Source organism: Ktedonobacter robiniae, assembly GCF_016587375.1.
In the GTDB taxonomy this organism is placed as follows: domain Bacteria; phylum Chloroflexota; class Ktedonobacteria; order Ktedonobacterales; family Ktedonobacteraceae; genus Ktedonobacter; species Ktedonobacter robiniae.
On the sequence record NZ_BNJG01000003.1, the window covers coordinates 871,523 to 884,470 of the forward strand.

Genomic DNA, 12,948 nt, shown 5'->3' on the forward strand with positions numbered 1-12,948 from the left:
GGAACTGTTATGAGCTTACAAATTACCTGGTTTGTGCTGATTATGGTGCTCTTCGCAGGATTCTTCCTGCTTGAGGGCTTTGACTTCGGTGTCGGCATGCTCCTGCCCTTCCTGGGCAGGAACAATATCGAGCGGAGCACGATTCTTAGTTCGGTTGGCCCCTTCTGGGACGCGAATGAGGTCTGGCTGATTACCGCGGGTGGCGCGATGCTGGCGGCCTTCCCCAACTGGTACGCGACGCTCTTCAGCGGCTTCTACCTGGTCTTTATCCTGCTGCTACTGTCCCTGATCGTACGTGGCGCAGCCTTTGAATTCCGGGGCAAGCACAACTCGCCACGCTGGCGGCGGACTTGGGACTGGCTAGCCTTCGTGGGCAGCGCGCTTCCCGGCTTTCTGTGGGGCATCATAGTCGCCAACATGCTGCTGGGTGCGCCTATCGACGCACACATGCACTATGTGGGTACGCCATGGCAGCTCTTCAATCCCAAAGCCATCATCGCGGGCCTGGCCTTTACGCTGATGTTCGCCCTGCATGGAGCGGTCTTCCTGAGCCTGAAGACTGAACACAAGCTGATGGAGCGCTCCTTCAAGGCGGCTCTCCTACTCTGGCTCCCCACGGTGATCCTGGCCGCGGTCTTTATTGGTGGTCTGTACATGACCTCGCCTGTGATTCATAGCTTCGGCAGCGATCTGCGTGTGCTCACGCCTATCGTAGGTGCCCTGGCGCTCTTGCTGATCCCAGTCATGGTCCTGCTGCGCCGTAGTGGAATGGCCTTTATTCTGACCTCGGTCACAGTCCTGCTGACCACGCTGACAGTCGCGATGGCCATCTTCCCAAATGTACTGATCTCTAGCCTGAATCCGGCCTGGAACCTGACCATCACCAATGCGTCGTCGAGTCCCTATACGCTCACGGTGATGAGCTGGATCGCGCTTACCTGTGTGCCTTTCGTTCTGGCCTACCAGGCCTGGAACTACTGGGTCTTCCGCAAACGCGTCAGCGTTCATACTCTGAGCCATCACTAATCAATCACGTTTGAGCATCTATAAGGATCGCATGCAATGTCGCATGCCTCACACTGAAGCGCATTTCTTCCTTACACGCTGCTGTGACATGGGAAGGGACCGGCGAGTCCCTTCCCTTATTTTTTCCTGTAGCTGTAACCCATTCGCCCCTTTGCTGTATATCATAATATAAGTAGGCCTTTTTTTCAGATTTGATACTACAAACCCGGGGTAGGGATTATGAAAATATATAGACGCCTCTTTCGCTATACACCGCAGGTACAGCTCTACCTGGCCTGCACGATTGGTATCGCCCTCCTGACCGGGCTGCTCATCGTGGCGCAATCCTATGGCATTACGCAGGTCATTCAACATATCTTTCTCGATAAGCAGACCCTCGCGCAGGTAACCAGCCTCCTACTCATCCTGGCCGCAGTGATGCTTGGGCGCGCGCTTCTGCCCTGGTTCGGCGAATTCATCGCAGGATATACAGCCAGCAAGGCTAAGACTTCTATCCGCGAGCGAGTGATGAAGCGCCTCTTCGCGCTTGGACCTGCCTACACCTCGGGTGAGCGTAGCGGCGAGATGGCCAATACACTAACTGAGGGCATCGAGGCCCTGGACGCCTTCTTTAGCCAGCTACTGCCCCAGATGATCATTACCATGCTGGTGCCAGTCATCATTCTGATAACGGTCTTTGCCTGCGACTTTCTTTCGGGCATTGTTCTCCTGGTCACGCTCCCCGTCCTGCCCATCTTTATGATCTTGATTGGCAAGGCTGCAGACGCCATGACAAAGAAGCAGTGGCGCCTCATGAACCAGATGAGCGCGCATTTCCTGGATGTCTTGCAGGGCCTGACCACGTTGAAGCTTTTTGATCGCAGCCGCGCCCAGAGCGAGATCGTCGAGCGTATCAGCGAGCGCTACCGCGTGATGACAATGAAGGTATTGCGTATCGCCTTCCTCTCGGCCTTTGTGATGGAGCTGGGCGCGACGATTAGCGTAGCCCTGGTGGCGGTCGAGATTGGTCTGCGCCTCCTGTACGGTCTGATGCCCTTTGATAAGGCCTTCCTGGTCCTGTTGCTGGCCCCCGAATACTTCCAGCCCTTGCGCACGATTGGCACACGCTTCCACGCCAGCATGAATAGCACGGCGGCCGCTGAGCGCATCTTTGATATCCTTGATACTCCTCTGCCAGAACAGAAGCCAGCCACGAGAGAGCCACTACCCACACCCGAAACCCTGCGCTTCGAGGGAGTCAGCTTCTCCTATCGCCAGGAGGGCAAGGAGCCACGGCGCGCGCTCGCTGACGTCTCCTTCACAGCCAGGCGCGGCCAGAAGATCGCCATCGTGGGACCCAGCGGCGCAGGCAAGAGCACGCTGGCCTCGCTTTTCTTGCGCTTTATGGAGCCAGAGAGTGGTCAGATTCTTGTCAACGAGACGCCTCTGGAGCGCTTCTCAATTCAGCAATGGCGACAGCAAGTAGCCTGGATTCCCCAGCGCCCCTACCTCTTCGACGCCAGCATCGCCGAGAATATCCGCTTTGGGCGCCAGGATGCCAACCTGGAAGAGGTTATGCAGACGGCTCAGCAGGCTGGTATCCATGACTTTATTCAGGGTCTGCCCCAGGGTTATGAGACGCCTATTGGTGAGCGCGGCGCGCGCCTGAGCGGAGGCCAGATACAGCGTCTGAGCCTGGCACGTGCCTTCCTCAAGCAGGCACCTATTCTGCTGCTCGACGAGGCCACAGCCAATCTGGATAGCCAGCATGAGGAGCGCATCCTCGATGAACTAAGCACACTAACTCAGGATCACATCCTCTTTATCATAGCGCACCGCCTGAATACCGTGCGCCAGGCAGACCGCATTCTCGTCCTGAATGAAGGTCGCCTCGTGGAAGAGGGCACGCATCATGAGCTTGTAGAGCAGAATGGCCTCTACAGAGAGTTACTGGCCGCCTACAGGCGCGATGAGAAGGAGGTAAAGGCATGAACGAGAACACGACGACAACCTTCCTGCGCCTGCTCAAACTGGCGAAACCCCTCAGAGGCTTGATGGCCCTGGCGGTCCTGCTAGGCTTTCTGACTATCGGTTGTGGTGTCGCATTACTGGCGACCTCGGCCTATCTAATCTCCGCAGCGGCACTGCATCCCGCCGTTTCAGCCCTAAGTATCGCCATTGTGGGCGTGCGCGCCTTTGGCATTGGGCGCGGCGTATTCCGCTATCTCGATCGCCTGGTCTCGCACGAAGTGGTCTTCCGCCTGCTCTCACGGATTCGCGTCTGGCTCTATAACGCCATCGAACCCCTGGCACCGGCACGCCTGCTCAGCTTCGCACGCGCAGATGGCACGGGCTTGAGCAGCGGCGACTTGCTGAGCCGCATTATCTCTGACGTAGACGCCCTTCAGAATGTCTACATTCGCGTGATCTCGCCTCCTATGGTGGCCCTGGTAGTTGCTATAAGTGTCTGGCTCTTTCTGGGCGCCTTTGATCTCCTGATCGGACTCGTCTTTATCGTCACCTTCCTGCTAGCAACGGTCGGCGTCCCCCTGCTTACGCACGTCCTGAGCCGCACGATTGGCGAGCGCTTGGTCACACTCAACGCACAACTTAAAACCGAGGTGGTCAATAATATCCAGGGCATGCCCGATATCGTCGCCTTTGGTCAGGAGGAGCACCAGGCCAACCGTCTGAGCGCGTTGAGCACAACCCTGCAAGGCCTGCAACGCCAGATGGCCAATATTACTGGCATCCAGAGCGCTCTGACTAACCTTTTTACTAATCTCGCGACCTGGCTGACGCTCCTCCTGGCGATTCCGCTGGTGACCTCGGGTCACCTCCCCGGCGTCCTGCTCGCGATGCTGGTCCTGACGGTCCTCTCCAGCTTTGAGGCCGCACAGCCTCTTCCTGCCGCCTTCCAGCAACTGGGCAGCACCACGCAGGCCGCGCGCCGTCTCTTTGAGATCGTCGATGCCCGTAGCGAGGTGGAGGACCCCAAAGAGGCCACGCCTCTGCCCCAGCGCTATGACATCGGGTTTCGCAATCTGACTTTTCGCTATATGCAGGAGCAGCCACCCGTCTTGCGCGACCTCAGCTTCCACGTACCCGAGAACTCTTGTGTGGCTATCGTGGGCGCTAGCGGCGCGGGCAAGTCGACCATCGCGCGCCTGCTCCTGCGCTTCTGGGAGCATCGCCAGGGCCAGATTCTATTGGGCGGGCAAGAACTACAAGGGTATCGCCAGGAGGACATCCATCGCCTGATGAGTGTCGTGGCCCAGGATACCCACCTCTTCAATACAAGCATCTACGAAAACCTGCGCATCGCCAATCACGATGCCAAGCGCGAGATCATCATCACGGCGGCCAAACAGGCCCAGATTCACGACTTTATCGAGTCTCTACCCCAGGGCTACGATACCCAGGTCGGGGAACAGGGCCTGTTCCTGAGTGGAGGCGAGCGCCAGCGCATAGCTATCGCCCGTGCCCTACTCAAGGACGCGCCCATCCTCATTCTCGATGAGCCAACCGCCAACCTGGACAGTCTGACCGAGCGCGAGGTCCTGCGCACCCTGCGCACCCTTATCCAGGGGCGCACCACCATTCTCATCACCCACCGCCTCGTTGACCTCGACATGGCCAATGAGATCCTGGTCCTGCGCGATGGCGAGATCGCCGAACGCGGCAGCGAGCGCCAACTCATGCAGAACGAAGGCCTCTACTGGCAAATGTGGAACCTGCAACACAAAGTGCTTGTATAAAATAAAAAGGGAAAGCGACGCTATGCGCATAGCGTCGCTTTCCCTTTTTATGAGCGCAACAGACACGAAGGGCGCCCCCTACACAATGATATACATTGACAATCTTCTATATACTTGAGTATACTTCTTATACTTGCTCCTTTGCTACAGATGTGCCAATGTCGGGAAAGGAGGTGCCAACTTTTCGCTAGCAAGCCATTCCCCGTGCTTTCTCTCTAGCCATGTGTCCCTCATACCGCTATGAATGTCGTCTCATCGCCTGTGCTGCACACAAGGAGGTAGTAATGCACAAGAGACGCCTGCTTAGAGGCCTAGTCTGCTCCCTCATTCTCTCAGCCACCTTTTTACTGCTCCCCATATTTTCTCATCCCGCTCATGCCCTTAACAATGGTGTCGCTCTGACCCCACCTATGGGCTGGAATAGCTGGAACAAGTTTGGCTGCAATATCAGCGAATCCCTGATCAAGCAACAGGCCGATGCTATGGTAAGCAGCGGCTTGAAGGCTGCGGGCTATCAGTATATCAATATTGATGATTGCTGGCAGACGAGCCGCGATAGCAATGGCAACATTGTTGCCGATGCCACAAAATTTCCCAGCGGCATCAAGGCTCTGGCTGATTATGTGCATAACGATGGTTTAAAGCTTGGAATTTACACCGATGCTGGCACCGCGACCTGCCAGGGAAGGCCAGGAAGCTATAACCATGAACAACAGGATGCTAACACTTATGCCTCCTGGGGTATTGACTATGTGAAAGAAGATTGGTGCAATACTTCGGGTCTCGATCCACAAACCCAGTACGTCAAGATGCGCGACGCACTCGCCAACACGGGCCGTGCCATCGTCTTCAGCATCTGTGACTGGGGTACCAACTCACCCTGGAGCTGGGGACCAGCCACTGGTAATCTCTGGCGTACCACAGGCGACATCAGCGACAGTTGGAGTAGCATGCTCAGTAACCTCGACTCCTCTTCGCAACATGCATCCTCGGCGTCTCCTGGCGCCTGGAATGACCCCGACATGCTCGAAGTTGGCAATGGAGGCATGACAACGACCGAGGATACCTCACACTTTAGTATGTGGGCCATCCAGGCCGCTCCCCTCATTGCTGGCAACGACCTTTCGAGTATGTCAACAAGTACAAAGAACATCCTGACGAACAGCGAAGTGGTTGCTGTAGACCAGGACCCGGCTGGCAACCAGGGTACCAAGGTCAGCGACAATGGTTCGGGACTGCAAGTCTGGTCGAAGACTCTCCAGGCCAACGGTGCCCGTGCCGTGGCCCTCTTCAATCGTGGCGGGTCCGCCACCAACATTACCGTCAACTGGAGCGATATCGGCCTCTCCAACGCTAGCGCCACGGTGCGCGATCTCTGGTCGCACACAGATAAAGGCTCATTCAGCGGCAGCTATACCGCGAATGTCCCCTCGCATGGTGTGATCATGCTCAAGATTGTGGGAAGCCCCGTCAGCAGTACCTCATATGAGGCCGAGTCCTCGGCCAACAGCCTCACCGGGCAGGCTGCCGCCTCCAGTTGCAGCAGTTGCTCCGGTGGTCAGAAGGTTGGCTATGTTGGCAATAACAGCGGCACTCTCCAATTCAACAACGTCAACGTTGGTAGCACAGGCAGCTACCAACTGACCATCTATTACACCAATGGTGATGCCTCACGAGGCGCCTCGCTAAGCGTCAATGGCGGGGCTGCCGATGCCCTGAGCTTCACTGGCACAGGAAGTTTCAACACTGTTGGCACCTACACCCTTGCTGTGAGCTTAAATGCAGGCAACAACACCATCAAGTTCTCCAACTCCTCCGCCTGGGCGCCCGACTTCGACCGGATCGCCGTCGGGCCCGGTCCGGCCAGCTCCTTTGAGGCTGAGGCATCAAGCAATACCCTCACTGGACAGGCCGCCGCCTCCAGTTGCGCCAACTGCTCTGGCGGGCAGAAAGTTGGTTACGTCGGCAATAACAGTGGCACCCTGCAATTCAACAATATTAACGTTGGCAGCTCGGGCAGCTACAAACTGACCATCTATTACACTGATGGCGATTCGGGGCGTAGCGCTACTATAAGTATCAACGGCGGCTCAGGCACCACCCTGAACTTCTCAGGCACCGGCGATTGGGGGAACGTCGGTACCTATACCATCACCATCAACCTGAACGCAGGCAACAACACCATCAAGTTCTCCAACTCCTCCGCCTGGGCGCCCGACTTCGACCGAGTTACCATCTAGGTACAATACCGACGCTGTTCAAGGATGCGTTTACATATCATGAGACGGGGAAGATCGTCTATGATATGTAAACGCATCCTTGAACAGCGCAATCTTCCCTCGTACCATTATATATAGACACGTGCTTGAGCAGCATCGTGCCATTCTATATAAGATCTATCAGCCCCTATATCTCCGCTTGACAGCTTCTCCACTTCATGAGATACTGCCACCAGATTGGTATAGATGACTTAACTTATCAACTTTCTAAAAAGAGATGCCAGTTTCGGGAATAAATAGACAGGCGTCAACACTTATAGGAGATAAGCAACTTAATTTGTGGAGGAAAAGCGTGTATAAGCAAGGCAAACGATTTGCCACTTCTGTGATGCTCGTCGTGATGGCGACCCTGGCGGTCCTGCTCGCGGCCTGCGGTAGCAATCCGGGTTCGACGACAGGCTCGTCGAAAGCCCCCGACGATAAACAGGTATTTGTCTATCCTGTGGCTGGGACGCCCGATCTTAGCGATATGGACCCCGCCTTTGCCGGTGGACCTATTGGACCTACTCTGATATATACCGGTCTCGTGCAGTTAAACGAAAAGCAGCAGCTCATTGACCAGCTTGCTCAGTCGCACAGTGTTTCGGCTGATGGATTGACCTGGACATTTAAGCTACGTCCTAATCTCAAGTTCAGCGATGGCTCTCCCCTGACCTCACAGGATATCGTGTATAGCATCAATCGCGCGCTTGAGCCAGCGCTCAAGTCGCCCTATGCCATGGTCTATCTGGGCCTGATCAAGGACGCCGACAAGCTCCAGACGGGCGCGGTCAAGACTCTGGTCGATGATAGCCTGCTGGCTCCCACGCCAGATACAGTCAAGATCATCACCAAGCAGAAGGCCGCCTACTTCTTGCAGACGATGACCTATGTCACCTCATATCCTGTGAACAAGAAGCTCGTCGACAAGTACGGCAAGAACTTCGTCGATCACCTGAGTGAAGGCGCCGGAGCCGGTCCCTTCATCATGAGCAAGTACGATCAGGGCCGTCAGATGACCTTTACGCCCAACCCTTACTACTATGGCCCTAAGCCAGCGTTGAAGAAGGTCATCATGGCCTACTATAAGGACTCGGAGACGATCTACAAGGTCTATGAGACCAACCAGGTCAGTTACGCCAAGATCCCGACCTCCAAGCTCGCCTCGGCGAGCAACCTGCCGAACAACCAGTTCCACCTGGTACCGATCCTGGGTGTGCAGTACTACGCCATGAACTACCTGGCCAAGCCCTTTAACAACATCAAGATTCGCCAGGCCTTCGATCTAGCCATCAACAAAGACCAGATCGCGAACAAAGTGCTGCGCGGCAGTGCCATCCCAACGAACAACATCGTTCCTCCTGGTATGCCGGGTCATAATCCAGACCTGACGGGTCCGGCTGGCGTCACCAGCACAAAGGGCGATCAGGCCAAAGCCAAACAGCTCTTTGCTGAGGGTCTCAAGGAAGAGAACCTGACGCTCTCCAGCCTGCCACCCATCACCCTGAGCATCTATGCGACCTCACAGGACGACACCAACCAGGCCGTCGCCGTCCAGCAGATGTGGCAGGAAGTGCTCGGCGTTCAGGTGAAGATTGATACCGTCGATGTCAACAAACTCTTCTCAGAGCTTGACTCGACGACCAATAATCCCAATGGCTTGCAGATGTGGAGTTCCTACTGGAAGGCCGATTATCCAGATCCACAGAACTGGCTCACCACGCTCTTCGCGCCCGAGTCCTCCTTCGACAACTATAACTATGGCAACAATCACGCCAAAGATATAACCGATCAGAAGAAGGCTCTCGACCTGATGCGCCAGGCTGATGGTGAGATGGATATCACGACACGCCTCAAGCTCTACAACCAGGCTGAGCAGCAGGTGGTCAATGACGCGGGTTGGATTCCTCTCTACCAGATGGAGACTGGCAAGGCACTCAAACCCTGTGTCAAGGGCTATGACATCAACGCACCCTTCATGCCCGCACCCGATAGCTGGGGCAACATCTACATCTCCAACGACAAACCCTGCACCAACGTGTAGGAGCAGACAAAACTATTCGCTCACTACTCACTCTGAAGGGAGAAGCTGGCAACAGCCTCTCCCTTCTTTTTGTTCCTTACAAGTTTTGACCGACAACATGTTGCACTTTGACATACAAGATAACGCGAGGGTCACCAGGATTACGAAATGGAGTGCCATAGTGTTCCGCGATTTCATTGAAAAAGGCCGCATCGGGATCTTCCTCAATCCGCTCAACCACGCCGCGGAATTCCGCATAGGTATAGGGATTCTCTGTATCTGTGATGGAAACAGAGACACGTGGGTCACGCTTAATGTTCTGATATTTCTTGCGATCGGTCGCATGCGTAAACTTAATATACTCGCCATCCCACAGAAACCACATGGGCGATGACTGTGGCTCGCCCTTGGCCCCAAGAGTCGCTAGATGGGCAAATGTCTTCAAGTGCAATAATTCCTGAACTTTGGGGTTATTCAAATCTGCCATTGCAAAATCCTCTCTTAATATCATCTCCACTAACTCGGCTCGCTGCGGCTCTCATGAGAAGAGCTAGCCGCAGGCGCCCGCCAGACACATCTCAACCTTCTGTGGTAGAATTATGCAATGCGTTTGCTTGCATAACCAGAACTCAACTTATCCTGGTACAAAAACTGCCAGGATAGCAGGCATAGAGAGGTTATTTTTGAGAATGAGGATGGATGATCAAGAACGACGGAGAGAACTGGCTCACTTCCTACGTACGCGCCGTGAGCGTCTCGTGCCCGAAGAGGTAGGCTTGCCTGTTGGGACGCGGCGACGCACGCCGGGACTGCGCCGAGAGGAGCTGGCCGTCCTGGCTGGAATCGGCGTAACCTGGTATACCAGGCTGGAGCAAGGGCGCGAAATAACCGTCTCCACCCAGGTACTGGAGAGCCTGGCGCAGGTGATGCACCTCGATAGTGCCGAGCGGAACCACCTCTTCATCCTCGCCCGGGAGCAGGTCCCCGCCGATCCTCATCCTCTAACGGCCATGATCGATCCAGCCCTCCAACACATCCTGGATACCTTTGGCACCTATCCCGCCTATATCGCCAATCCACGTTGGGATATCATCGCCTGGAACCAGTCCATGATGCGCGTCTATAGCGACTTTAGCGCCATGTCCAACCGTGACCGCAACATTCTGCGCTACATGTTTACCAATCCACAGCAACGCATCCTGCTTGCCGATTGGGAGAAAGAGGCCCAGAGCCTGCTAGCTCTCTTCCGCTCCAGCACAGAACGCTATGTCGGAGAGCCATGGTTCTCCGCCCTGGTCGCGGACCTTGAGCAAACAAGCCCAGAGTTTCGTCAGTGGTGGCCACGCCACGACATCCAGGGAGTCCATACAGGCAAAAAAGAGCTACAACACCCCCTGGTCGGACGCCTGGCCCTCCAATCAATCTCCTTCCAGATCATCGACGCACCAGACCTGCGTATGGTCATCTACACACCCCTGCCAGAACTGGACACCGCGCAAAAACTGGCTCAGTTGGCCCAACTCACCCAATCCCAACTCGCCAGCTAATATCTTAAGACCACCCTCCTCGCGAGGCACGGCTACCGCGTCCTGGCCTAACCTAATTTGGACACGAAGGACTTCCTAAACATTTAGAAGAGGTTCTGCAAAAGCACAGAGGCCGCATCTGCGGCCTCTGTGCTTTGACTAGATGGATGAGAAGGTTAAACCCATTGGGGGCGATAACGCAGTTGCGCGCCTACCCCTCCCAATTCCTGAAGAACAGGATTACTCTCTACTACCTCAACCCTGGCCCCTGAATTGGCCGCCTTGCGCACAAGTGTATTGCGTTGCTGATCATCGAGCGGAACATCGTTTGCCAGAATCAGAACGTCTGCCTGTCCATGCTCAAGCGCATCAAGGGTCTCCTGTATGCCACTGACCACCAACCCATTCGCGCGTATGCCTTCTACAAGGTTATCGACCTGGCTATGCGAGGCCTCACGCTCCAGGTATTCGATAACAGGTTTAATCTCGTCGTGTACCTCGCGTAGAGGTGTGTTAATATCAAGCCTCAGAACCTCTTCATGGACTAACGGCTCCACTGTGTTTGAAAGCTCTTCATGGAGCAAGGGAATGGCAACCGCATCGCCTGCGAGAATCACACGCTGGGCATCTTCTTGCTTGACAAGGTCTTCGATAGCTGAGGCGGCCTCGCGCGCAAATGCCTTCCGCTTATTCTCTACACGCCGGTGGTAGCGCGCTTGATTTAAGCAGGTTGCGTTACGCTTCCCATACCCACGAGGCAAGACCTCAGGTCCTGGGATCTCCTCAAGGAAGCCCCAACGTGTAACAAAGAGGCGGGTTGTATTGGTATCAACTAGGGCCGTGATAACCGTCTCATGCTTATCTAGCAAGTGTGCTAGTTGAAAAAGATCGGGATAGGGTTCAAAGGCAATCTGGTTCTGAAATGCGGTACCGACCTCCAGCGTTTCAAAAAGGCCGCGTTCATGACAAGCGAAGATAGCAACACCCTGCTGCCACGGCTCAACATGGTTCTCCATGTACGACTGCACCTTCTCCACATCCTTGTTAAAGGAATCTAGCATGGGATGACGCGGCAATAACGTCTTCTCAATCTCACGTATACGGTTTCTCAGTACAGGAGTAGATGTACGCGTCCATGGTCGCTTACCAGACATGTGAGGGCTCATATCCAGGTAGATGCTCAACACATACGCGTCACCAGGTTCAAAGGAAGCAAGCTTGTCGAACAACTCTTGCGTAGTCTGCATAACCTTCTCCTCAAAGAAACAAGGTATGAACTGTTGTAGAAAATCGCCTCCTTTCAAGATATTCACTGCCACAAGACCAGCCATTGTCGAGGCTTCATCTTCTGAAGGGATAATTGTTTGCCCTGCAAGGTTGCAGCGGACAGAGGCCTTTAAAGATAACGCTCCATGGCTTTCTCCAGCTCGCGCCCACAGCGAAGCACCCATTCCCGGCATGCCACCTGTACACGTACATAATAAAAGAGCCACTTCCAGACCTGGTAGAACCAATAGCGGAGGGGAAAACAGGGACCCAGATCCATGGCTTCACGATACCGGTTTACTAGCTCGAAATGGTGTATATGCCCATTGATGAGATTTACAAGATCCAACTCGCGCTCACCCCATTCGGCATCCATCGGATCAATGAGGCCAGAAATACTCCAGGTGTGGGGATTAAACAAGAGGTTACCAAAACAAAAATCGCCATGCAGGAGGACCGGCTGTCCCTGACTGGTACCAAGAATTTGTTCGCCATGCTCAATCGTACGATCCATAAGGGCAAGTACTTGAGAACCAAGATAGGAGCAAGCTTTATCAGAGTTTGTAATTGCCTGGTACGTATCCTGGATTTGTTGACTGTAATAATCCCACCAACTGCGATAAAATGGGCCATCAAACGAGCCATAGCCCTCTGGATGCGAAATAGTATGCACCTCCAGCAGGAGATCCACGGCCTGGCGCTGGAGAGATCGGCGCAGTACATGAGGAAGCCGCTCTGGCCGTGGACAAGTTTGTCCAGGAAGCCACTCCATAACAAGAGCCGAGTATGACTCCGTTTCTGGCAAACACGCGTAGACCTGGGGTACTAAAGCTGGAAGATAGGCGCGCAATTGGGCCAATTGGCGGGACTCCTGCTCCGCCATACGCGGATATTTCTGCAACTTAATCACGGCATGATACGGGGAACATTGAAAGCGTACACCATATGTCTTCCCATAGACCCCCTCCCCGAGAGGTGTAATTGATCGCATATCTGTCTTCCATGTCTTCTGAACGATACCTTGCAAGGACGAGTAAACCTGGCTATCAGAAAATTGCATACAGCCCCTTTATGTCTGCATTGCCCAGTAGCCGCGTACGCCAGGAACAGGC

9 protein-coding genes are annotated in these 12,948 nt (G+C 54.8%); 6 read left to right on the forward strand and 3 right to left on the reverse strand.

All coding sequences use genetic code 11. From position 1 onward, the window contains the following. The first annotated feature begins 9 nt into the window (after positions 1-9). From cydB to JMJ04_RS36505, 5 genes are all read left to right on the forward strand, one after another. On the forward strand, positions 10-1,026 hold the full coding sequence (cydB, locus tag JMJ04_RS36485; RefSeq protein WP_201375277.1) for a cytochrome d ubiquinol oxidase subunit II: 1,017 nt from the start codon (positions 10-12) through the stop codon (positions 1,024-1,026). Positions 1,027-1,245: 219 nt separating this feature from the next. Further along, entirely contained in the window at positions 1,246-2,997 is a 1,752-nt protein-coding gene (gene cydD, locus JMJ04_RS36490) for a thiol reductant ABC exporter subunit CydD (RefSeq protein WP_201375278.1), read from the forward strand. Continuing rightward, positions 2,994-4,763 (forward strand): thiol reductant ABC exporter subunit CydC, encoded by a 1,770-nt coding sequence (gene cydC / locus JMJ04_RS36495; RefSeq protein WP_201375279.1) that lies wholly within the window; start codon positions 2,994-2,996, stop codon positions 4,761-4,763. The genes cydD and cydC overlap by 4 nt, the downstream gene beginning before the upstream one ends. 284 nt (positions 4,764-5,047) lie before the next feature. Beyond that, positions 5,048-7,003 (forward strand): CBM35 domain-containing protein, encoded by a 1,956-nt coding sequence (locus JMJ04_RS36500; protein WP_201375280.1) that lies wholly within the window; start codon positions 5,048-5,050, stop codon positions 7,001-7,003. A gap of 331 nt (positions 7,004-7,334) precedes the next feature. Further along, the gene (locus JMJ04_RS36505) at positions 7,335-9,065 is read left to right on the forward strand and encodes a peptide ABC transporter substrate-binding protein (RefSeq protein WP_201375281.1); all 1,731 of its coding nucleotides are present in this window, start codon (positions 7,335-7,337) and stop codon (positions 9,063-9,065) included. A gap of 76 nt (positions 9,066-9,141) precedes the next feature. On the opposite strand, the gene JMJ04_RS36510 is transcribed toward JMJ04_RS36505, so the two are convergent. Continuing rightward, positions 9,142-9,531 (reverse strand): PPOX class F420-dependent oxidoreductase, encoded by a 390-nt coding sequence (locus JMJ04_RS36510; protein ID WP_201375282.1) that lies wholly within the window; start codon positions 9,529-9,531, stop codon positions 9,142-9,144. A gap of 202 nt (positions 9,532-9,733) precedes the next feature. Here JMJ04_RS36510 and JMJ04_RS36515 point away from each other — a divergent pair, with 202 nt between their 5' ends. Then, entirely contained in the window at positions 9,734-10,591 is an 858-nt protein-coding gene (locus tag JMJ04_RS36515; RefSeq protein ID WP_201375283.1) for a helix-turn-helix transcriptional regulator, read from the forward strand. A gap of 155 nt (positions 10,592-10,746) precedes the next feature. Here JMJ04_RS36515 and JMJ04_RS36520 read toward each other — a convergent pair whose 3' ends face one another. Next, entirely contained in the window at positions 10,747-11,817 is a 1,071-nt protein-coding gene (locus tag JMJ04_RS36520) for a baeRF10 domain-containing protein (protein WP_201375284.1), read from the reverse strand. A 149-nt stretch (positions 11,818-11,966) separates the two neighbouring features. Beyond that, complete coding sequence (locus JMJ04_RS36525) at positions 11,967-12,827, reverse strand: phosphotransferase family protein (RefSeq protein WP_201375285.1); 861 nt, start codon at positions 12,825-12,827, stop codon at positions 11,967-11,969. Positions 12,828-12,948: the final 121 nt, after the last annotated feature.